Origin of the sequence: Candidatus Cloacimonas sp. (assembly GCA_035403355.1) — a bacterium.
In the GTDB taxonomy this organism is placed as follows: domain Bacteria; phylum Cloacimonadota; class Cloacimonadia; order Cloacimonadales; family Cloacimonadaceae; genus Cloacimonas.
In genome coordinates this window covers 19,006-41,982 of the sequence record DAONFA010000020.1, presented here as the reverse complement: position 1 = coordinate 41,982, position 22,977 = coordinate 19,006, and the positions used below count along the sequence as shown (strand labels likewise).

Sequence of the window (22,977 nt, the reverse complement as noted above, 5' to 3'; positions counted from 1 at the left end):
TTAATCAAGCGTTAATAATTAAGGAGTGATTAAGGTATGATAAAGAATTGATTGACAGTTTGGGGTAAGGAAAGAATATGACGCTAAAAAATTACGAGATTATAATGAAAATTATAGTAAAAGAAGGGCTTTTTGTACCGGCTCTTTGTACCGGCGCTCGCTGAAGCGCCGAATAAAAACGGCGGAACGGCTTTATGTACCGGCGCTTGCTGTAGCGCCGAATAAAAAACGGCGGAACGGCATCCGCCGGTACCAAGAACGGCATCCGCCGGTACATTAAGGGGCTTTTTACCCTGAGAAAAAAAAATAATAGGTCTGAGATGAACAGGATTATGAGGATTTTAGGGATTTATAAATTTGAATGTGCTTCCATAACTAATATGGAAATCCAAGTTCACCCTTCACCTTTCACTGTTCACTTTTCACCATTCACCATTCACCTTTCACCGTTCACCCTTCACTGTTCACCTTTCACCGTTCACTATTTAATCTCTTTCTCTCTTTCTTTGTAAAAAAATCTGTTTCGCTATCTCTCTCTTTCCGTCTCGCCATCTCGCCATCTCGCTAAATTCATTCTTCAAGCTTGACAAATATAGCCATTTTGCTTTTACTGCATAGACAAAATGTGAAGCGAGGAATAACAATGAATAGATACATCTTAACAGGTGGCACAATACTTACATTTGATCAAGATAAGCCACTGTTGGAACAGCAGGCAATCCTGATTGATGATGGTTATATAGTAAAAATCGGAGCTGATAACTGTTTTCAGGATGAGGTTTGTGAACGCATAGATGTGGAAGGCAAAATCATTATGCCCGGGCTTATAAATGCGCATCATCATTTTTATTCTACTTTTGTAACCGGTTTGGGAAAAGCAGCTCCAGCTAAAAATTTTAGTGCTGTGCTGGAAAACTTGTGGTGGCGTTTGGATAAAAAGCTGCTCCCGGAAGATAATTATTATAGTGCTTTAATTTCTATTCTGGCTTCCATACGGAAAGGGACTACTACTATAATTGATCATCATTCCTCTCCTTATGCCGTAAAAAATTCTCTTTCTCAAATTGCTAATGCGGTTCGGGAAACAGGGATTAAAGCATCACTATGCTATGAGGTTTCAGATAGAGATGGTGCAGAAATTACGCAAGCCGGAATAGAAGAAAATTATGAATGGCTAAAATACTGTCAAAATAATCCCAACCCATTTTTGAAAGGACTTTTTGGTCTGCACGCTGCTTTTACGCTTTCGGATAAAACCTTAGCCAATATTGCTGATAAAGTTGCAGAACTTAATTGCGGTATCCATATTCATACTGCCGAAGCGGAAACAGACGAAAAATATAATGTGGAACATTTTGGCAGAAGAGTGATGGAACGCTTAAACGATTTTAATTTGCTAAATAGTAAAAGCATTCTGGCTCATGGCGTTTATTTGAATGCCAGGGAACTTATTTTAGCCGCAGAAAAAGGAGCTGCCATAGTTACCAATCCCCAATCCAATTTGAATAATGCTGTGGGCATTGCTGATGTTTGTAAAATGACGGAATTGGGTATAAAAGTTGGACTTGGCACTGATGCAATGACTAATAATATGCTGGAAGAAGTTAGAGTTGGTGTTTGGGCTCAGCATTTGAAGCAAAATGATCCTTCCCGTGGTTTTACAGAAATTGCTTCTGCCCTGGTTTTCAATAATCCTGTGATTGCCCAAAAATATTGGGGTGAAAAACACGGAACAATAAAAGAAGGCAGTCCTGCAGATATTATTATTGTTGACTATATTCCGCATACTCCTTTTAATGAAGAGACCTGGATAGGACATCTGGTTTATGGAATTTCCCAGGCAAATGTTGAAGCAACTATCTGCCAGGGCAAAATTCTGATGTGGAATGGGGAATTGCTGCTGGATATTGATGAACAGGAAGTTAAAGCCAAGGCAAGAGAATTAGCAGAAAAACTGTGGGAAAGGTTTTGATAGAGCGAGATAGCGAGATGGCGAGACGGGAAGAGAGAGATGGCGAAATGAATATTTTTTACAAAGAGGAAAAGAGATTTAATTGAGAATGAAGGGTGAACGGTGAAAGGTGAACGGTGAAAGGTGAACAGTGAAAGGTGAAGAGTGAACTTGGATTTCCATATTAGTTATGGAAGCACATTCAAGTTTATAAATCCCTTTAGTCCCTTTAATCCTGTTCATTCCAGACCTATTATTTCTCTCCGCCCTCTGCTCTTTGCTCTCCGCCCTCTGCCCTCCGCCCTCTGCTATATTAATCTTGTTCATTCTGGAGCTATTCATTTATCAGAATTGGCGGGAAGTATTATTACAGTAAAGACATAAGGAGAATGAAAATGTATAAAGACATTTTAGAAAAAGCAAAGCACTATGAAGATATTAGCACCCGTTTTTTAATGGACATCGTAAAAATACCCTCTTTTTCTACCAAGGAAAAAGAAGTGGGAGAATGCATCCTGAAAGAAATGCAGGAAATAGGAATGGATGAGGCATATATTGACCCTTTGGGAAATGTTATCGGACGCTTTGGTTTTGGCGAAAAAGTAATTGCCTTTGATGCTCATATTGATACTGTCTATCCGGGTGACCTTTCGCTGTGGGATTTTGATCCTTTTGCCTCTCACATCAAAGACGGAAAGGTTTGGGGTAGAGGAACTGTTGATCAAAAAAGTGGAATGGCAAGTATGCTGACTGCTGCCCGCATAATAAAGGATTTGAATTTGGGTAAGGACTTAAGCATTTATTTTACAGGAACGGTTATGGAAGAGGATTGCGATGGTTTATGCTGGCAGTATATTCTTCAAAAAGAGGAAATTAAACCAGAACTCGTTGTTATTACAGAGCCCACAAATTTGAATATTTACCGGGGTCATAGAGGTAGGATGGAAATGGAAGTCAGCGTGAAAGGACTTTCCTGTCATGGTTCTGCTCCTGAACGCGGAGATAATGCTATCTATAAAATTTCCCGCATTGCTTTGGAAATAGAGAAATTGCATCAGAATCTGCGGTCTGATGATTTTCTGGGAAAAGGCAGTATTTGCGTTACTCAGGTCTTTTTTACAGGACCGAGCCAATGTGCTGTTCCGGATAGTGCCCGCCTGCATTTAGACCGGCGTTTGACCTTTGGTGAAGATAAAGAAAGCGCCCTTGCCGAAGTTCAGGATGCCTGTAAAAAAGCAGGTTATCCTGAAGCTACGATAGAAATTTTAACTTATAAGGAAACTGCTTATACAGGATTGGTTTATCCTACTGAAAAATATTATCCTACTTGGGTTACACCTTCGGATTCAGTATATGTTCAAAAGGCATCCGATGCCTATTCTAAAACCTTAGGAACAGAACCGGTAATTGATAAATGGACTTTTTCCACAAACGGAGTTGCTATCGCTGGAATGAAAAAAATCCCCTGTATTGGTTTGGGACCCGGTAATGAAATATATGCTCATGCTCCCAACGAGGCATGTCCGATTGAACATTTAACCAAAGCAGCAGCTTTTTATGCTGCGTTGGTTTTTAACCTTGCCCAGAAATAGAGAGAAAGTGCATCCCGGAATGCAAAATGAAAAAAGTAAGTCAGGAGTTGTTATTGCCGAAAGAACTTTTACGCAATCCACAAATTTATTTGGCAGTGAGGACTCGTGACAGCTAATGAAGAGTGAAGAATGAAGAGTTATTTGCTTAAATATCGTTGTATTGAATGCGGAAAGGAATTTAGCCCCAATGAACTGCATTATCTTTGTGATGAATGTGGCAGGGATTATGTGCCGGGAATACCGTTAAAAGGTGTTTTGGAAGCGGTTTTTGATTATGAAGAAATTGGTAAAAAATGGAAACAAAAACCTGAACCTCTTCTCTTCAGTGCTGTAAATCCTGAGTTTTATCCCCCTTTACCGGTTGGGAATACACCGTTTTTTAAAGTTAGGATTCCTGGTTTAAAAAGCGGAGGAACAGCATCCTCCGATTACCCAATCGGAATAAAATTTGATGGTTTAAACCCCAGTGGAAGTTATAAAGACCGTGCTTCTCAACTTGTTGTAGCAGATGCTTTACAAAAAGGGATTACCGAAATTGTAACTGCCAGCACAGGAAATGCAGCTTGTTCACTTGCCTGTTTAGGTGCCTCAGCAGGTTTGAAAGTGGTTATTTTTGCCCCTCAAAGTGCCCCACCGGCTAAACTGATTCAAATTCAAGTGCATAATGCCGAACTGCATAAAGTTGATGGCAGTTATGATGATGCCTTCAAAGCTGCTTTGGAATATACAAAACTGCATCATTGTATGTGTAGAAATACGGGCTATCATCCCTTAACAATAGACGGGAAAAAGAGTGCTGGAATAGAGATTTATATTCAAAACGGATATAAAGTTCCGGATTGGATTGTGATTCCGGTTGGCGATGGAGTTATTTTAACCGGTATCTACAAAGCATTTTTGGACTTACAAAGAGCCGGGATAACAAAAAATTTGCCTCATCTTTTATGCGTACAGGCAGAAAGTAGTGACGCCATTACTTCTTATTGGGAAACAGGAATTTATCACGATGCTGAAAACCCTGTTACTATAGCAGATTCTATAAAAGTGAAAACACCGGCACTGGCACATTGGTCTGTTAAAGCACTTATAGAAACAGACGGAAAAGGTATCAGAGTAAGCGATGCAGAAATTCAAGATGCGCAACTGGAATTGGCTAAATATACCGGTGTTTTTGCAGAGCCCTCTTCTTCCGCAACTTTGGCTGGACTGAAAAAAGCAATGAACAAAAGATGGTTAAAAGCCGATAATGATATTGTATTATTGATAACTGGTCACGGCTTAAAAGACCCCGGAGCCGTAAAACTATGAAAGCAAGTGGAATTTACGATTTCCATGTGCATATTGGTGAAACCATTGGTGGACACCTTTTAGCAGATAGCTGGAAGAGTTTCAATCTTCTTTATGAACATAACGGTTTGGAAGGAATTGGTGTTTTTGTAACCGAAAGCCCGAATGAACCCCTTTCTTCCAAACTGGCAAGAATGCGAAAAGCATCCCTTGGCTTTTCGGGAAAGGTCTTTTGGCATTTAACTCCTAGGCAGTTGGATATTGGTAAATTGGAAAGAATTCTGAAAGAAGATACTGATTTAAAGCTCTATACCACTTATCGGGAGGCAGGGCTATATCAAAGCTATGAAAGCATTGAACGCTTTATGGAAGAAATGCCTTCGCCTAAGAAAAGATTGCTGGTGCATTGTGAAGATGATGAAATAATTAGCGAATACAGTGAACGCTATCCTTTTCATAAGCCATCAGACCACTGTTTACGGCGTCCTGAAAAAGCAGAAATTGCTGCAGTGGAGAAGTTGCTAAATCTATCTATTAAGTATCATTACCCTCTACATATAGTGCATATTTCTTCTCCTCAAGCAGCGCTCTTAGTTCAACAGGCAAAAAAGGAGGCAGATTATATTACTTGTGAAACTGCACCTCACTATTTGCTTTTGAATGAGGAGATCTTAAATGAACCGGAAGGCCATCGCTGGCTTTGTTCTCCTCCTATACGCTGTGAAAACAGTAGAGGTCTTTTACTGGAACTTTTACAGGATGGTGTTTTTGATATTATTGCCAGTGATCATTGTGCTTTTAGTTCCGAAACCAAAGACACGGGAATTTTGTATCCTGCTAAAACCCCTATGGGTATAGCTGGATGTGGAGTGCTATTTACTTTGCTGGCAGAAAATCTGGTAGAAAAAGGTAAACTGACTATGGAGCAACTTTTTGCTTTGATAAGCTATACACCTGCCAGGATGATGGATTTTACGGTAGCAGAAGATACTCTAAGTTATGAACACCTGGGAGCTCCAATTCCCGTTATTCCCAGTTGGGCAAATACCCCTAATCCGTGGATGGACTTTTGGAGCTATTATGAATTGAGGAGGCATAATAATAATGTTTACTGATGCTTTTCGTAATGACGCAGTTGCTAAAGTTACCGGCAGAGCAAAATACACCGATGATTATAAATTTCCTGATATGCTATATGCAGTTCCTTTGCAGTCCAAAGTAGCAAGCGCTGTAATTAAAACTATAAACTACTCTGAAGCACTTAAGCAAAAAGGAGTTGTAGCTGTTTATACTGCGAAGGATATTCCCGGAAATATCAAATTTGGCCAGATTATTAAGGATTGTCCCACTTTAGTTAACAGGAGGATTCGTTCCGCGGGAGATGTTATTGCCTTAATTGTAGCAGAAACTCGTGAAATAGCTCTTTCTGCTTTACCTTTAGTGGAAGTTGAACTGGAAAAAATTCCTGGTGTTTATAATCCCGAAGAAGCAATGCAAAGAACAAGTCCTCTGGTTAATCCTGATTTTGGCAGTAATATCTGTAATTATCATAAGGTGCGCACCGGCAATATGGAACAGGGCGAAAAAGAAGCAAAGCTTATTATTGAACAGGAGTTTAATACTTCACGCGTAGAGCATTGTTATCTGGAACCGGAAACAGCACTTTGTTATTTACGCCCCGATGGTGTTATGGAAGTGCTTGGCAGTATGCAACATCCTTTTTCAACCAGAAGATTTGTTGCCTCCACTTTGGGCTGCAAATTAAGCGCAGTAGAAGTGAAAAATATTAGTATGGGCGGCGGTTTTGGAGGAAAGGATGATACAGCTGCCTTAGTTTGTGCCCGGGCAGCTTTATGTGCCTATCTTACCAGGAAACCGGTAAAATTAACTTACAGTAGAGAAATGAGTATGCGGGAAAGCTATAAACGCCATCCTTACAAACTGCAATATAGAATGGGGCTTAAAAAGAACGGGAAAATCGTCTTTATTAAAGCTCGGATTGTTGCAGACGGGGGTGCTTACTGCAGTGTAACACCCTGGGTTACTTGGCGTTCCACAGTTCAAAGTTGTGGTTGCTATGAAGTTCCCAATGTTCAAAGTGATGTTTACGGAGTTTATACTAATAACATTTTTTCAGGTGCTTTCAGAGGTTTCGGTTCACCGCAGGTAAATTTTGCTATTGAACAGCTGATAGAAATGGCAGCGGAAAAATTACATATTGATGAAACGGAATTCCGCAAAATAAATATGGTTCATCAAGGCAGCAAGACCATTACGGAACAGAAACTGGATAATCATACCGTTTCTCTGCAGCAGGTTATGGATAGCGTTTTGAAAGAAATTGATTACGAAAACAAAGTGCAGAAATGTAGTTTCGGCAATCCTGATATAGAGGAATGGTATGGAATCGGATATGCTATTTCTTACCGGGGAGTTAGTTTAGGAGCAGAAGGAACCGATATGAACAGTGCCATCATTAATATTCAACCCGATGGCAGTGTTTTACTGGAAACCGGAGTTCACGAAAATGGACAGGGAGCCCAAAGTGCGATGATTTTAATTGCTGCAGAAGAACTTGGCATCCCTAAAGAGCTTATTCGTTATCGTTTACCTTCCACTTCCAATATTCCGGATGGAGGTTCTACCGTTGCTTCCAGGGGAACCATTATGGGGGGAGGAGCAGTTGTTAATGCTGCAAAAATAATTAAACAGCGTCTCTGTGAAGGAGCTGAAAAAGCACTTGGGATAAATGGTTGCAGCTACAAGAACGGTAATATTTATTCTGCCCAAGGAGAAATAGTGGCAGATTTCTTTGCAGCAGTGCGTATGTGTTATGACCATCAAATTTATCCTTATGCTTTCGGAGTATTTAAAGCGCCACAAATTAGCTGGGATGAAGAAACAGGTCATGGGAACGCTTATTTTAGTTGGGTTTACAGTTGTCAGGCAGCAGAACTGAAAGTGAACTGTAAAACCGGGAAAATTACTTTACTGAATTTAGTTGCTGCTCACGATATCGGCAAAGCTATTAACCCGGCTTTACTAACAGGTCAGATTTACGGAGGTATGGCGATGGGAGCAGGTTATGCTCTATATGAAAATTTTCCGCTGGTAAACGGTGAACCACAGATTACTAATTATAACGGCTATAGAGTGATGCGTAGCACGGACTTACCGGAAATGACAGCTATCTTAGTTGAAAATGCAGACCCCAATTCTCCTTCCAGGGCAAAAGGAATTGGAGAACCGGCTTTGGAAATTACCGCTCCTGCTATTGCCAATGCCCTATACAGAGCTACCGGCAAAAGATTTACAGACCTGCCTGTTGCCCCACAGGTTATGGAATATGTTAAAGGAAAAAAGCAATGAAAATAATCGTAAATAATACCGAATATGCTATTTCCGATGAACTTGCGGAACTGAAACTTCCTACCTACTTAAGAGAAAATCTGGGTTTAACCGGAACCAAAATCGGCTGTGATATAGGCAGTTGTGGAAGCTGCACTGTACTGGTAAATAATAAACCTAAGCGTTCCTGCTTGTTGAAACTGAAAGATATTGTAAATAAAGAGGTCTTAACGATTGAGGGTCTTGCTTCTTCCGATGGAACTTTGCATCCTGTTCAACAGGCATTTATTGATGCCGGGGCTATTCAATGCGGATTTTGCACTCCGGGAATGGTATTAACGGCTTATGCTTTTTTGCTGGAAAATAAACAGCCCTCAAGAGAAGAAGCCAGAGAAGCGATTAAAGGAAATATCTGCCGGTGTACCGGTTACCAGCAGATTATTGATGCTATCCTACTTGCTGCACAGCGAATGAAAATAGAGGTATATTATGGACAAGATTAATACACTGCTTAGTGAACTGGAAACCTTAAGACCTGACTTGCAGGGTAAGGATTTCCTTTTAACCTGGGAAAACAGTTTAGACACACTGAAAGCTGTGATGCTTACAGCGGAAATACTGCAATGCCTGCATTGGCAGAAAAAACCCTGGCGGATTTTTGATTATGGTTTAGCAATATCTATTTTCAGAGATAACAGCACTCGTACCCGTTTCAGTTTTGCTTCGGCAGTAAATAGTTTGGGCTTGGCTTTGTCCGAACTGGACGAAGTAAAAAGCCAAATTGCGCATGGGGAAACGGTGCGGGAAACGGCAAATATGATTTCTTTTTTAACGGAAGTAATAGGCATTCGGGATGATATGTATCCCGGAGAAGGGCACACCTATATGTTAGAAGTTGCCAATGCTGTTACCGAAGGTTATCGTGAAGGAATTTTAGCGCAAAGACCTACTGTTGTAAATTTACAATGCGATTTAGACCATCCTACGCAAGTTCTTTCCGACCTTTTGAAACTGCAGGATTATTTTGGTGGATGGGAAAATTTGAAAGGCAAAAAAATAGCTATGAGCTGGGCTTATTCTCCTTCTTATGGAAAACCGCTTTCTGTGCCCCAGGGCGTAATAAATCTGATGACCCGTTTCGGGATGAATGTTGTTCTGGCTCATCCCGAGGGCTATGATTTACTGCCGGAGACCTTGCAAACTGCCTCTGCTTTTGCCAAAGAGAGCGGAGGTTCATTTAGTAAGACCTCATTGATGGAAGAAGCATTTCACGATGCAGATATCGTTTATCCAAAAAGTTGGGCACCGATGGTTGTGATGCAACAAAGAACCAAACTACTTAAAGCAGGGGATAAACAGGGTTTGAAAGAACTTGAATTGCATTGTTTAGCTCAAAATGAAAAGTTTATTGATTGGGAATGTGATGAAGAGATGATGAAACTTACCAAAAACGGAAATGCTCTATACGAACACTGTTTGCCGGCAGATATCAGTGATGTAAGTTGTGAAAATGGGGAAGTGGCAAAAACCGTGTTTGAAAAATATCGTTTGCACACCTACCAGGAAGCAGGGTATAAGCCCTTTGTAATTGCAGCAATGATTTTTATGAGCAAAGTGAATAACCCGGCGGAAAAGCTGAGGAGATTTTTGGAACATAGAGGTGTTTAAGAAAGAGGGAAAAAGAGGAAACGGGTAGAAAATGAATTAGGCGAGATAGCGAGATGGCGAGATGGAAAGAGAGAGATAGCGAAATAGGTTTTTTTTACAAAGAGAAAAAGAGAAAAAGAGATTAAATTGAGAATTGAAAATTGAGAATGAACAGTGAACAGTGAACGGTTAAGGGTGAATGGTGAACGGTGAAAAGTGAACGGAGAAAAGTGAACGGTGAAAAGTGAACGGTGAACGGTGAACTTGGATTTTCATATTAGTTATGATAGCAAATACAAGTTTATAAATCCCTTTAATCCCTTTTAATCCTGTTCATCCCAGACCTATTATTTTTTTCACTCCGCCCTCTGCTCTAAGCCCTCTGCTATGTTAATCCTGTTCATCCCAGACCTATTATTTTTTTTCTCAGCCCTCTGCTCTAAGCCCTCTGCTATGTTAATCCTGTTCATCCCAGACCTACTATTTTTTTTCTCAGCCCTCTGCTCTAAGCCCTCTGCTATGTTAATCCTGTTCATCCCATACCTATTATTTTTTTCTCTCTGCTCTCTGCTCTCCGCCCTCTGCAAATTTATCCTCTAAATCCTGAAATCCTTAAATCCTCGTTTCTAAAATCCTTGTCCTGAAATCCCCGAATAAAACAATTGACAGAGCGGGGCAGAAAAAAAACAAGGTTATAAAAGAAAGTAATAAAATAACGGAGTTAGACAATGAAAAACATTCTGGTTATTGGAGCCGCAGGGCAAATTGGTTCGGAACTTGTTCCTTATTTGCGTAAGCTTTATGGTTCAAATGCAGTTGTAGCTGCTTATCGCAGCACACCTTTAATACCGGAAATTCGGGAAGGCGGTCCCTGTGAAAATATGGATGCTATGGAAGCGGACAAGATGTTTGAGGTAGTTAAAAAATACGGAATTGATACTATTATCAATCTGGTAGCTGTTCTTTCCGCCAAAGGTGAAGCCAATCCCGTAATGGCTTGGAACATCAATATGGGCAGTTTGATAAATTCCCTGGAAGTAATGAGAGAAGTTCAGGGCGCTGTTTTTACACCTTCATCTATTGGTGCTTTTGGTCCTTCTACGCCTTTGGATAATACTCCGCAGGATACAATTATGCGTCCTACCACCATTTATGGCATCTCAAAAGTTGCTGCTGAGCTTTGGAGTGACTATTATTTCTTAAAATATGGGGTAGATGCGCGGGGGGTTCGTTATCCGGGCATTATTTCCAATGTAACTCTTCCTGGAGGTGGCACAACGGATTATGCGGTTGAGATTTATTATGAAGCCATTAAAAATAAACATTATACTTGTTATTTGAAACCTGGTACTTATTTAGATATGATGTATATGCCGGATGCCTTACGTGCCTGTGTGGAGCTTATGGAAGCAGACCCCGGGAAGTTAAAACACCGCAATTGTTTTAATGTTACGGCAATGAGTATTGAGCCCGAAATAATTGCTGCCGAAATAAGAAAACACATCCCCGAATTTACTATGGATTATCAAATTGACCCTGTTAAGCAGGCAATTGCCGAAAGCTGGCCTAATTATATGAATCAAACAGCAGCAATGGAAGAATGGGGTTGGAAACCTGTTTATGACCTTCCTGCAATGACCATAGATATGCTGAAGGTTTTATCCCGGAAACTTAAGTAATGGTTAAAATTGGAGTAGCGGGTGTTGGCCATTTAGGTTTGTATCATACCCAAAAGTTTCAAGACATTACTGCAGCGGAATTGGTTGGGGTCTATGATCGGAATGTAGTTCGTGCCCGGGAAATTGCGGCGCAGCAGAATACGAAGGTCTTTGAGAGTTACACAGATTTGCTTTCTGCCTGCGAGGCAATAGATATTGCGGCAACGACTACCGCTCATTATGAACTGGCTAAGGCGGCCTTACTTGCGGGAAAGCATATTTTTATAGAAAAACCGATTACCAGTGAATTGATACAAGCCAGGGAGCTTCTTCAACTGGCTGCGGCAAAAGACCTTATAATTCAAGTGGGGCATATAGAAAGGTTCAATCCTGTTATTCTGAAAATTGAAGATGAAATTAATGAACCAATGTTTATAGAGTCCCAACGGATTTCCACTTTTCAGCCACGAGGAACGGATGTTCCGGTAGTGCTGGATTTAATGATTCACGATATAGACCTGATATTAAGCTTTGTGCATAGTCCCGTTACTGATATAAAAGCCAGCGGAGTGGGAATTTTTACTCCTACCATAGATATTGCCAATGCGCGTATGGAATTTGCCAATGGCGCTGTTGCCAATGTAACTTCATCTCGGGTTTCGCTTAAGCAGGAACGAATTTTAAGATTTTTCCAGCAAGATGCTTATATGAAAATGGATTTTTTAACCAAGCAGGTGCAGGTTATTAAACGGAGAGCCGACATCAAGACAGTTATGTATCAGATTTTGGAAGGGGCAAATAATATTAAGTCCGAACAGCTGGTGGATATTCAAAACTATGATGTTAGCGAGTTGGGTAAGGATGCCTTAACTTTGGAACTGGAGTCCTTTATTGACTGTGTGCAAAACCACAAAAAGCCGATTGTAGATGGAGAAGCAGGAACCAGAGCTTTGGAAATAGCTACTATGATTATAAACCAAATTCAAACCCAAAATTCCAAAATAAACTTATAATACAGGAAAAAAGATTATGCAGGATGTATTCATTAAAGATATAGAAAAGTATATAGGACAGGAAGTTTGCCTTAAGGGCTGGGTGCGTAATATTCGGCATAGCGGAAAACTACTGTTCATCATTTTAAGGGATGGAACAGGAGAAGTTCAAACAGTTGCTTTTCAACCGGATTTGGGTGAAGAGGCATTTGAGACAGCAAAACATCTTACCCTGGAGTCCTCCGTAATCATTTGCGGGATACCTAAACCCCATCCCAAACAGGAAGGAGTTTTTGAACTGCAGGTTACGCAAATTGAGCCCATTCAAATTGCGGATGAATATCCTCTAGGTAAGAAAGAACACGGACCCGATTTTTTACTATCCAACAGGCATCTTTGGATTCGTTCTCAAAAGCAATGGGCTGTTTTACGCATTCGGCATACCGTCTATTATGCTATTTGCAACTATTTGAACGAGCATAATTTCATCCGTTTTGATTCGCCTATTCTTACACCCAATGCGTGTGAAGGAACAACAACCCTCTTTGAGCTGGAATATTTTGACGAAGGCAAAGCATATCTTTCCCAATCGGGTCAGCTATATCTGGAAACAGGAATTATGAGTTTTGGCAGGGTTTATGATTTTGGTCCTGTATTTAGAGCTGAGCGTTCCAAAACCCGTAAACATTTAACCGAGTTTTGGATGATGGATGCTGAAGCAGCTTTTGTGGAGCACGAAGAGAATATGCAAATTCAGGAAGACCTTATTCGTTATGTTATCCGAACCGTTCTTGCTAATTGTGCTCAGGAACTGCAAATTCTGGAACGAAACACGGAAGCATTGAAATTAGCCGATGCTCCTTTTAAACGGATGACTCATTATGAGGCAGTAGAATTATTACGCCAAAAAGGCAGTGATATAACTCATAGTAAAGATTTAGGCGCTCAGGATGAGGTTTTGTTAACAGAGGATTCTGCAGTTCCTGTTTTTGTAGAACGCTGGCCTCAAGAAATTAAAGCATTTTATATGAAACGCGATCCCTTAAATCCCGATTTGGTTTTAGGGGATGATTTAATAGCTCCGGAAGGTTTTGGAGAATTGATTGGGGGAAGTCAGCGTGAGGATAATTACGAGCTTTTACTTTCCAGAATGCAAGCGGAAAAGATGCCGATAGAAGATTATCAGTGGTTTTTGGATTTGCGTAAATATGGCTCTGTCCCTCACAGCGGTTTTGGAATTGGTTTGGAACGACTCGTTACCTGGCTGAGCGGAGCATCTCATATCAGGGAAACAATTCCTTTCCCGAGAATGATTTATAGAATATATCCCTAAGCATATCAGAATTTTTTATAGCAGCCGTGTATCAGCAGAAAGCAGTTCTTGCCTTTTTTCCGGTTCTGTTTATGATAAAAATATAACAATAAGGATAGAAGAATGATTACGAATTACTTTTCGGAGACAACAAAAACGATGAAATCATCACTGATTAGGGAATTGGTAGCTACCACTAAAAATGTTCCCGATTTAATATCTTTTGCGGGAGGTTTTCCTTCTCCGGCAACTTTTCCCTTGGAAACCTTAAGCAAATTATATCAGGAAATAGTTTCTCAACAGGGAAGAGATGTTCTGCAATATGGAAACAGCGAAGGTGATGAACAATTGAAAGAGGAAATCCTGAAATGGGAAAATTATCCTAAGTTGAATATGGCTAATATGATGATTACGGTAGGAGCCACTAACGCTATCTACTATATGAGTCGTTCCTTAATAAATGAAGGGGATGTAGTTATTTGTGAAGCACCCAGTTTTTTGGGTTCCATTGTTGCTTTGGAAGCTGTAGGAGCCGAAGTTCACAGCATTTCTATGGATAATGAAGGAATAGATTTAAACCGCTTGGCAGAGAAAGTGAAACGGCTTCGGGATGCAAATAAAGTGATTAAATTCATCTATACGATTCCCGATTTTCAAAATCCCACCGGAATTACTATGAGTTACAAACGCAGGCGTGAATTGCTTCAATTCTGCGAGGCGGAAGGTATTCTCATTATGGAAGATAATCCTTATTCCCGGTTGCGGTTCAGGGGAGAAGAACAGCCCACATTATTACGGATTGCTCAAACAGAATTAAATAATCCCTATCTGGTAACTGAAATTGTTTCCTTTTCCAAAATATTGGGTCCCGGTATTCGTGTTGCTTACGCCATCGGAGCTCCGGAATTGATTACTAAAATGGTTTCCTGGCAGCAAAAAGTTACTATAAGTCCCGATTGTATTTCTGAACGCGTAGTTGCCGAATTTTTGGCAAAGGGCTATATGGAACCGCATATTCAAAACCTGTGCCGGTTTTACAGCCCCTATCTGGATAAAATGCTGGAATGTCTTTCCCGAGAGATGCCGGTTTATGTGCAATGGACAAAACCCGACGGAGGAATTTTCCTTTGGTTGTGGTTGCCTGAAGATATTAATGCCGATACTCTTTTCTATAAAGCCAAAGACCACTTGGTAACCTTCATCCCGGGTAGCAAATTCTATCCCGAAGGTCAGGAAAAATTCAATTGCATGCGTCTTAATTACAGCTATTCCAGTTTTTCTCAAATTGAAACAGGAATTAAACGCTTGGGCGAACTGGTTAAATCAATTTATGTTTGACATCGGTATATATCTTGCTTATATTATTAGTGAATCCTGATACTTTCCCGAAGGAGATTAAATGAAACAGGTAGTGCTGATTACTATGCTGTTAGCCGTTTTAATACCGCTTACAGCTCAAATTGAATTTCCGCGTCCAAACTTAAGTCCCTATACTAATAACGGCTCTTCGCTGCTTAATATGGATAAGCTTACGATTGACCATTCGCTTGGTTTTCAAGCAGGCACAAGTTCCGTAGGTGATGGCTATTACCTTTCGCTATATACTAATCACCTGAAATATACTTTCAATCCTAAGCTGGAAATGAATCTGGATTTGAATTTTGTTAACTACGGCGGTTTTAATACCAGCAGTAAATTTAATCTTAACGATGCTAATTACAGTCGTGTTATTCCCGAATTTTCAATGCGCTATACTCCGAGAGATAATATACAAATTCAATTTAGTATTATTCAAGGCGCCTATTTAAACCCCAATACGAATAATTGGCTGCAAAACTGGTAAGGAGCGTTTTCTGCTAACCTTTACAATCATTGTCATTGCTGTATTAGGCGCTGCTTTCGGCAGTTTTTTTAATGTGCTTATTTACCGCATTCCTAAGAAGCAATCCATAATTTTCCCCGGTTCACATTGCGAGAATTGCAAAAAGCATATTCCCTTTTATCAGAATATACCTATAATCAGTTACATTATTTTAGGTGGAAAGTGTTCTAAATGCGGAGCTAAAATACACTGGCATCATATAGTAGTTGAAGCTATAACCCCTATTTTATTTTTAGCGTTGTTTTTCCGCTATGGCTTACACTCTTTCCTCTTCTATAAATATATCCTGCTCTTCTCTTTCCTTATCCCCATTTTTTTTATAGATGCCTTCCATCAAATAATACCTAATGTTTTATCCTTTCCGTTATTGATTACAGGTATCATCTTTGTTTTTATACCCGGAACTGATGTCGGTATCATAAATGGCTTGGTTTCAGGAGCAGTGGTATTCTGTTTGCTGCTATTTTTAGCTTGGGCTTATCAAAAAATACGCGGAACTGAAGGACTGGGTGGAGGTGATATTTGGCTGCTTACAGCGTTGGCTGTTTATTATGGCATAACAGGCATACCTTACATCGTCTTGCTTTCTGCCCTGATGGGCATTATCTATTTCCTTATTTTTATAAGAGATAAAAGCAAACCCTTTGCTTTTGGTACCTTCATTGTTCTGGCAGCGGTTTTATGGTCTGTGATTGGAGAAGAAACAATTTTCCAGTTGCTACCTGTTATCTAAACGCATAGCTGGTTTCTCTCATAGATTTCATAGATTTCACGCAGATTTCGCAGATTTCACGCAGATTACGCAGATTAAAGAATTGGAAGTGGGTTTAGAATAAAGAATGTATTGAAGTGAGATGATGAGAGGGGTAATTTCCGGAAAAACGACAGCATTGTCGTTTTACCCCAGATGGTTGACCTCCTGGTCAACCCACCTCTTGGGATTTATTTCTTTACCGAAAAGCAAGCGGTAACGAAAAACCTGGGTTGCCGAACTCCGATTCGGCAAATGCTGTCAAGCATACTTTTTTTAAAGGATTGCATCCTTTTTGGCAAATTGGAATTTGCCAACCCACTATCCCGCAACTGCATTATTTAGGTTTATGCTGCATTAACATTTCTTTAGCGACTCCTTAACAAAGTTAAGGCAGTGTTACAGGATCGTTACGGAAGTGTTAAGGGAGCGTTAAATAAGTGATTAAGCACCAGGTAGTTATACTAAGTCCACAAAGTAAATTTATAAATCAAAATTATGAACGGAGCATAGCTTCTGTCTTGTAATTTCCTTCAGGAAAAAGCTGCTGCTATCACAGGTCTGAGAACTACGGAACTATCGGGTAAAGTATCTTTTGCCAGCTCAATTTTTTCTCATATCTGAGCAACAAAACATTACTTTCATTGTCATATAGTATTCATCCTGTTTTTTTATTATCATAGGATGATATAATCATTATTTATGGCTTGTCCATAAAAATGTTGTTCAATACAATATACAAGGCATTCCCATAAAAAAACGCTGTGGATAAGTTATAACATACTGTTGTATTGTTAGATATATGGTGTAAATGTCTAAGGTATTAATTTTATTATTTAGTGAGAAAGTGGATTTCTCCTCTAATTTTTTCGTAACCAAAATTAGCAATCAAGAATTTTATGCCATTTAAAGCCCATAATACTTTCCCATTAAAAAATCAAATACGGTTGAGATTAGTTTGGTTGTATCTAAGATTTTTAGAAAAGGTTTTCAAAGGAGAAACGACTTTTATCTTTTATGTGATTTTGCCAGCCAGGATATGCTTGCTTTGGAGCTGGTTGCGAAAGCAATAGCTATTTATAAAAAGCGTTGGGCAATTGAAGAAGTTCATCGCCAAATGCAGCAAAACATAAGATGGGAAAATATGAGATTGGGTAGCTATCAAGGTCCAAAAAATCTTAATGCTTTAATGGCTTTAGCATTGTTCTTCATCTATAGGTCTAAAAAGTATATTGCCAAATTCACCGTTGGATTCCCTAAAATAATAAATTACAAAAAAGAAGATTTAGCTATACCTAAAGAATGCATATCCTACAGAATAGCTGAAGTTATTATAGTATGCATTAACTTTATTATTCAGTATAAACGGAAACTAAGCTTAGCAGAACTTATCGACCGGCACCAAATGAAAATAAGGCTCCGGTGAAAAAATATGGGAATGCCAACAACTTTTTGCTTGGCAAGATATTCTTATTATGAATAGTGGTATCAGTAGCTGAAGAGGCTATATATTAAAGAGTGTAATGTGCGAGGAAAGAAATTTTTAACTGTTCAAAAACAAGCCCTGGCAGTTTATTTGATATGCTCGGTCGTAGCAAGGAAGCATTTGATGAAAAAAAAGGACTTGACTTGTATAAAAGAGATGAAAACTATGCAATTGGTCGTTAGACATTATATAGATTGTGAGTAACGAGGGATATCAAATACCCTCAAAGAACCTGAGAAACAATGAGTTGGAATTTACACCAACATTTGGGACTCAACATTTAAAACTTAGATAAATAATGAACAAACTCAGGTAGGAGGAATGATGAAAAAGTATTTGTTTTGCCTATTCTGTCTATTGCTTATGGTGGTCACTTTGATAGGATTACCTTATGAGCAAACAGAGGAATACATCCAAAAGCAAGCAATCTTAAACGAACGGGCTACAAGATTCAAAGCCGAAACGGGTTTTGAGGGAGATATCACTTATAATTACCAGTATATGACATTCTCCAACATAATCGGAAATTTTAGAGACATAGTTGTAACAGCCCCCCAAGATACCGTTTATATGAAGCAGGTCTTTGATCGGGTTCTTGCCAAAGTAAAGCCCTATATCTCTGCACAAGAGGGACAGTTATTCAAAGGAAAGACATTAAGCAACATTATCGGATCAAGGGTCAGTTATGAACAAATTGTAAATGGATACAGGATAGAAGGAGGTTTTGGATATCTTAAGATGTCTTATAATTTTACCACATGTAAGCTGAGTATTGTAGATGATACAGCAGACATAAGCTCTGATATTATACCAATCAACATAACCTTAAAGCAAGCTGTAAAGCTATCGCAAGATGAAGTATATAATGGAGCCGATGTCATACCATGCAACCATAGGATAGCCTATACTCTTGGCGACAATGATGGCGGAAAGGAATTTTACCTTTGCTATGTATTGAATTTTGAGGACTATACAATCAATGTTGATGTATCAAATCTTACCATCAGAAGTAGAACCCCAAGCATATTTGTAAGAAGTTTTGATGTAAGTGTTATAGGCGATGTGTACAATGAGGCTTATACAGATACGACCCACTTTCAACTAACACAAAAAGCTATGGGGGGTGTCCTTTTAAAAACTCCAATCGATAGTTTGTTTGCAAACCAGTTTGGCAACCAAACAATATCAGATAGCACATATACATGGTTAGAAGCTGAACTTAATGATCGAGATATTTTTAGAGTGGTAGTGCATCCAAATGTGATGACGGTGCAACACGATTCGGTGAATGTTTCAGGAAACCAATTAACTGCCTATTTTCACGATAATTATGCTAAGACAGCAAATGCATATTGGCATTCCCATGATCAACAACAGTTCATAGATAATTTGGTAGTTGATGAGATTTATCAGCCATGGAGGCTTAAGGTCGTTACAGATTACCCCTATACCAGCGGAGGGACTTTTCATCCCTCACTAAATGAAATCAGAATTAGCACCAATGCTGGTAAACTATCTCATGTAGTACGGCATGAATTATCTCATTCTAATGTGTTTTCGGTTCTCGGCGGGACATTGTTTAATCCAACAAATAATGACTCCATGAGCGCCATGGATGAAGCATTTGCTGTGTATCTGCCTTGTGCAGCAATAGAATCACCATACTGTATCTATGGAAATCCTCAGGATCCACAAAGAATAGATGTTTTAAACCATATCAATACTGTAACTTCTCTTTCGTTAAATGAGATTACCTACGAAGACTATGATGTTCGACACACAATATCCTCCGCATGGTGGGAGATTAGAAATCGCCTGGGCGACACATATTTTAACCAGTTTCTCGTTTATGCACTAATTAACAATGTTCTCCCAACCGAACCCCTAAGATACAAACCCCGGTATTTCTACAATATCCTCATGAGGAATTCAACAACATCGAATCAGTTAGTAATTGATAAAGCCTATTCAGACAGGGGTCTTCATTTCACACCACAAGTGATCAGTGCTGGGGTATCCAACCCTCCAAATGGTAGGGATAAGAATATGTTTCGGATCGGCGATCCGGTTCATGTGAAAGTCACAAACTGCCCTCAGAATACTCCTCTTACGGTTTACATTGTTGAGGATCAGGACTATACTGATGGGATGAATATATCAGCTTTGAATGCAATCATCTGTCAGGTATCTGGTACTTCAGATAATGACGGAGTGTGGTATTCCAGCACTCCTGTAATGACTGCTTCAGATGTAGGAGATTACGACATCCTTGTTGATATTGGCAATAATGGGGTGCTGCATTTCGCCTATAACGGGGCAAATGTCCGGGATGGTTTTGATGGACTCAATGGTCCCGGTTTCTCTGTTTTTGATGATGGGATTAATGTAGTGTTAGCCCTTGATCTTTCACAGAGTATGGTAGGAGAATGCGCAAATCTTCAACAGCTAACGAGAAGGTTCATAAGTGCTATGCTACCTGGGGATAAGATTAATATTTTTGGTTTTAATGAAGGTATTCCTCCGTACTGGAATGGAGGGTTTACAAATTTATCCCCAACACCTGCAGCGCAACTATACTCTATTACTTTATCAAATCAAAACTCTTTTATCAACAATGTAGGCTTACCAAGTGCAGGAGGTAATACAGATTTACTTGTCCCTTTTAAAAATGGGTACAGTAGGTTTGGGACTCTAACAGAAAGGAAAAAGGGGATGGTACTTTTGTCAGATGGAGAACATCATCCAACAATAGACCCCGAACATCAAAATAACCCCCATTACACCAACCCTCATAGGATGTATGATGTTAGAAATAGCATCTATTCATATTATAATCCCAGAGATATTGAATGCTATACTATGCGGTTCGGCAATATTTCCAGTGGTATTGTGAACATGAATAATATAGCGTACTGGGGACATGGGGTGGCTTATCAGGTGCCACAACTATCAAATATGTCATTGATTGTAAGCCGTCTAATCAATCGTTTGAGAGGAAATCCTCCATCATACGAGAATAATCACTCAATTCCGCCAAACTCCACCCAAACCTTACAAATCGTGGTCGATGATTTGGCTGATAAGCTAAGAACTACTTTAATTTGGAATACAATCTATAACCATAGTGATAATTTATTATTTACTTTGACTTCACCATCGGGGATTATTTATAATCAGCCAGAATGTTTAGGTTCTACAACTCAAAAATACATAATTGATGCACCAGAAAGTGGAATCTGGTATGCTAGCATTGCAAACAACTACTCGTCAACACTAACTTATAGCCTAATAAGTGAAGTTGATTCTGATTTAACTGTTTCGGTTGAGGAAATCCCTATAATGTACCCTGTGGATTGTCCTTTGCTATTGCAAGTTTCAGTTTTTGATTATAATACACCTATTTCTAACGCTGGAGTTAGTGCTCTACTTGAGAGAGGTGAATGGCAGTTTTCGGTTGATCTTTATGATGATGGCAGCCACAATGATGGGAACGCTGGCGACGGCTTGTATGGTAATTATTTGTATGCTTACGCTGCGATAGTAAACGATTTCCCATACTATCAGCAATATGGGAACTTCGGCTTGTCAATTATTGTAGATATTCCTTCGATAAATGGGCGACGGGTTGTCAATCAGAATTTATACTTAAGTTATATTCAACCAAGCCCATATCCGCAAGTTACACGCAATATACATAAAGGGTGGAACTGGGTTGGGTACCCTCGTTTACAAAGAGATGAAGTAGGAACATCTATTGATTATGCTAATGCTTCATTATGCCCATTTCTAACAGATATTATATCCAGTGATGGGATTGCGCAATATCGTAACAACCAATGGAACTATTACGGTTTATCTTATTTAAGAAGCGAGCCTGGGTATAAACTACGCATAAACGACACTACATCAGTTAGATTATTTGAGCTTGGTACTATAATTGATACTCTGATGGTACATCAATTGAGAGAGGGGCAGTGGAACTGGGTTACATATCCCTGCTATGAGATGGTCTATCCCTGGGAGGCATTATCTGGAGTCATAGATAGGATAGATTACATCATGGCAGAAGATTGGAGTATGAAGAAAGATGGCGATGAATGGATTTATGATGGGTTTTCTCGTCCTCATTTGAAATACGGTGATTCTATCATGATACGAACAGTTAGAGATTGCGAATTTGTTTGGAACAATCGACTCACTAAACCAATAATTGTAGACCCGCGTAAACCTTCTTACTTCAAGTATGAAGAAAAACCAAACTATGAAACTATTATGATTGCATCAATCGAGGGCAATCCGGAGTTTACTGAGATAGGAGTTTTCCAAGATGATGTGTGTATCGGAGCCAGAGTCAATGAAGCATATCCCATCCAGATACTGGCCTATTCTACTCCTGAGGATGAAGGCGGTGGAGCTTTAAGCTTTATGTTATATTCTGAAAGCAAGGGTACAATTTCTGCAAGCCCAGCTACAATACAACCCGGCAATTACATCGCTAATGAGCCAACTATTGAGCCTGAACTATATGGCTTTCGTGTGTTAACATTAAAAACCAACAACCAACCGATGCCCTCAGTGCTGGCGCTGCATTCAAATTACCCAAACCCGTTTAATCCTTCAACTACTATCAATTTCTCTTTGCCAAAAACAGCACCCGTCAGACTGTTCATTTACAATATCAGAGGTCAAAAGGTTAAAGATCTCTTGAACGAGTCATTAGAGTGTGGTAACCACAGCGTAGTATGGAATGGTCAGGATGATGGCAATTGTCCAGTTGCATCTGGTGTATACTTTGCTCGATTAGAGCAAGGTGGAGTAACTATAATTAGTAAAATGATGCTTATAAAATAGTATCGAAAGAAAGTGTATAGAAAGGCTGCCTAAAAAAATTGGCAGCTTTTCCTATTTAATCAACAGTGCATCTCTTATAACTGAAACCACTTATAGGATCATCCTTAAGAACAATGATACCTATGCAGCTACTATAATAGATATAACTGACGATAACGTTACCAGCTTTAGCAGCAAGCGGTGTAATCAGGAGAAACCCGATATTAAGACCATCGATCAA

The 22,977-nt window shown here is 39.5% G+C and carries 16 protein-coding genes; 15 read left to right on the top strand and 1 reads right to left on the bottom strand.

The features are described 5' to 3' along the window. The first annotated feature begins 643 nt into the window (after nt 1-643). The 7 genes from ssnA (at nt 644) to ygeW (ending at nt 9,846) form a co-directional block, all read left to right on the top strand. Complete coding sequence (gene ssnA / locus PLE33_06205) at nt 644-1,972, top strand: putative aminohydrolase SsnA (GenBank protein HPS60839.1); 1,329 nt, start codon at nt 644-646, stop codon at nt 1,970-1,972. Nucleotides 1,973-2,346: 374 nt separating this feature from the next. Further along, nucleotides 2,347-3,543 carry a YgeY family selenium metabolism-linked hydrolase gene (locus tag PLE33_06200; protein HPS60838.1) on the top strand — a complete coding sequence of 399 codons (1,197 nt, stop codon included), beginning with the start codon at nt 2,347-2,349 and terminating at the stop codon, nt 3,541-3,543. Between the two features lie 129 nt (nt 3,544-3,672). After that, nucleotides 3,673-4,851 carry a pyridoxal-phosphate dependent enzyme gene (locus PLE33_06195; protein ID HPS60837.1) on the top strand — a complete coding sequence of 393 codons (1,179 nt, stop codon included), beginning with the start codon at nt 3,673-3,675 and terminating at the stop codon, nt 4,849-4,851. After that, nucleotides 4,848-5,945, top strand: coding sequence for a dihydroorotase family protein (locus PLE33_06190; protein ID HPS60836.1), 1,098 nt, complete (start codon nt 4,848-4,850; stop codon nt 5,943-5,945). The genes PLE33_06195 and PLE33_06190 overlap by 4 nt, the downstream gene beginning before the upstream one ends. After that, nucleotides 5,935-8,199 (top strand): xanthine dehydrogenase family protein molybdopterin-binding subunit, encoded by a 2,265-nt coding sequence (locus PLE33_06185; protein HPS60835.1) that lies wholly within the window; start codon nt 5,935-5,937, stop codon nt 8,197-8,199. The genes PLE33_06190 and PLE33_06185 overlap by 11 nt, the downstream gene beginning before the upstream one ends. Beyond that, nucleotides 8,196-8,681 carry a (2Fe-2S)-binding protein gene (locus PLE33_06180; GenBank protein HPS60834.1) on the top strand — a complete coding sequence of 162 codons (486 nt, stop codon included), beginning with the start codon at nt 8,196-8,198 and terminating at the stop codon, nt 8,679-8,681. The genes PLE33_06185 and PLE33_06180 overlap by 4 nt, the downstream gene beginning before the upstream one ends. After that, nucleotides 8,668-9,846, top strand: coding sequence for a knotted carbamoyltransferase YgeW (gene ygeW / locus PLE33_06175; GenBank protein HPS60833.1), 1,179 nt, complete (start codon nt 8,668-8,670; stop codon nt 9,844-9,846). The genes PLE33_06180 and ygeW overlap by 14 nt, the downstream gene beginning before the upstream one ends. A gap of 335 nt (nt 9,847-10,181) precedes the next feature. Here ygeW and PLE33_06170 read toward each other — a convergent pair whose 3' ends face one another. After that, nucleotides 10,182-10,361: a hypothetical protein gene (locus PLE33_06170; GenBank protein ID HPS60832.1), complete on the bottom strand. Its 180-nt coding sequence runs from the start codon at nt 10,359-10,361 to the stop codon at nt 10,182-10,184. 192 nt (nt 10,362-10,553) lie between these two features. Here PLE33_06170 and PLE33_06165 point away from each other — a divergent pair, with 192 nt between their 5' ends. The 8 genes from PLE33_06165 to PLE33_06130 all read left to right on the top strand — a co-directional run bounded on the left by PLE33_06165 (nt 10,554) and on the right by PLE33_06130 (nt 22,757). Continuing rightward, a complete protein-coding gene (locus PLE33_06165) occupies nt 10,554-11,504 on the top strand; it encodes an NAD-dependent epimerase/dehydratase family protein (GenBank protein HPS60831.1) in 951 nt (316 codons plus the stop codon). Then, the gene (locus PLE33_06160) at nt 11,504-12,496 is read left to right on the top strand and encodes a Gfo/Idh/MocA family oxidoreductase (protein ID HPS60830.1); all 993 of its coding nucleotides are present in this window, start codon (nt 11,504-11,506) and stop codon (nt 12,494-12,496) included. Before PLE33_06165 ends, PLE33_06160 begins: the two co-directional genes overlap by 1 nt. 16 nt (nt 12,497-12,512) lie before the next feature. Beyond that, entirely contained in the window at nt 12,513-13,808 is a 1,296-nt protein-coding gene (gene asnS, locus PLE33_06155; GenBank protein HPS60829.1) for an asparagine--tRNA ligase, read from the top strand. Between the two features lie 138 nt (nt 13,809-13,946). Continuing rightward, nucleotides 13,947-15,125: a PLP-dependent aminotransferase family protein gene (locus tag PLE33_06150; protein ID HPS60828.1), complete on the top strand. Its 1,179-nt coding sequence runs from the start codon at nt 13,947-13,949 to the stop codon at nt 15,123-15,125. Between the two features lie 61 nt (nt 15,126-15,186). Next, nucleotides 15,187-15,630 (top strand): hypothetical protein, encoded by a 444-nt coding sequence (locus PLE33_06145; protein ID HPS60827.1) that lies wholly within the window; start codon nt 15,187-15,189, stop codon nt 15,628-15,630. 34 nt (nt 15,631-15,664) lie between these two features. Next, nucleotides 15,665-16,402: a prepilin peptidase gene (locus PLE33_06140; protein HPS60826.1), complete on the top strand. Its 738-nt coding sequence runs from the start codon at nt 15,665-15,667 to the stop codon at nt 16,400-16,402. 976 nt (nt 16,403-17,378) lie between these two features. Next, nucleotides 17,379-17,846 carry a hypothetical protein gene (locus PLE33_06135; protein HPS60825.1) on the top strand — a complete coding sequence of 156 codons (468 nt, stop codon included), beginning with the start codon at nt 17,379-17,381 and terminating at the stop codon, nt 17,844-17,846. Between the two features lie 384 nt (nt 17,847-18,230). After that, nucleotides 18,231-22,757: a T9SS type A sorting domain-containing protein gene (locus PLE33_06130; protein ID HPS60824.1), complete on the top strand. Its 4,527-nt coding sequence runs from the start codon at nt 18,231-18,233 to the stop codon at nt 22,755-22,757. The last annotated feature ends 220 nt before the right edge of the window (nt 22,758-22,977 follow it).

Bases quoted from the DNA above. Each gene is read 5' to 3' on its own strand.
- PLE33_06185 (HPS60835.1), top strand. From the start codon at position 5,935: ATGTTTACTGATGCTTTTCGTAATGACGCAGTTGCTAAAGTTACCGGC.
- PLE33_06195 (HPS60837.1), top strand. From the start codon at position 3,673: ATGAAGAGTTATTTGCTTAAATATCGTTGTATTGAATGCGGAAAGGAA.
- PLE33_06200 (HPS60838.1), top strand. From the start codon at position 2,347: ATGTATAAAGACATTTTAGAAAAAGCAAAGCACTATGAAGATATTAGC.
- asnS (HPS60829.1), top strand. From the start codon at position 12,513: ATGCAGGATGTATTCATTAAAGATATAGAAAAGTATATAGGACAGGAA.
- PLE33_06170 (HPS60832.1), bottom strand. From the start codon at position 10,361: ATGAACAGGATTAACATAGCAGAGGGCTTAGAGCAGAGGGCTGAGAAA.
- PLE33_06180 (HPS60834.1), top strand. From the start codon at position 8,196: ATGAAAATAATCGTAAATAATACCGAATATGCTATTTCCGATGAACTT.
- PLE33_06130 (HPS60824.1), top strand. From the start codon at position 18,231: ATGAAAAAGTATTTGTTTTGCCTATTCTGTCTATTGCTTATGGTGGTC.
- PLE33_06160 (HPS60830.1), top strand. From the start codon at position 11,504: ATGGTTAAAATTGGAGTAGCGGGTGTTGGCCATTTAGGTTTGTATCAT.
- PLE33_06165 (HPS60831.1), top strand. From the start codon at position 10,554: ATGAAAAACATTCTGGTTATTGGAGCCGCAGGGCAAATTGGTTCGGAA.
- PLE33_06145 (HPS60827.1), top strand. From the start codon at position 15,187: ATGAAACAGGTAGTGCTGATTACTATGCTGTTAGCCGTTTTAATACCG.
- ssnA (HPS60839.1), top strand. From the start codon at position 644: ATGAATAGATACATCTTAACAGGTGGCACAATACTTACATTTGATCAA.
- ygeW (HPS60833.1), top strand. From the start codon at position 8,668: ATGGACAAGATTAATACACTGCTTAGTGAACTGGAAACCTTAAGACCT.
- PLE33_06150 (HPS60828.1), top strand. From the start codon at position 13,947: ATGAAATCATCACTGATTAGGGAATTGGTAGCTACCACTAAAAATGTT.
- PLE33_06190 (HPS60836.1), top strand. From the start codon at position 4,848: ATGAAAGCAAGTGGAATTTACGATTTCCATGTGCATATTGGTGAAACC.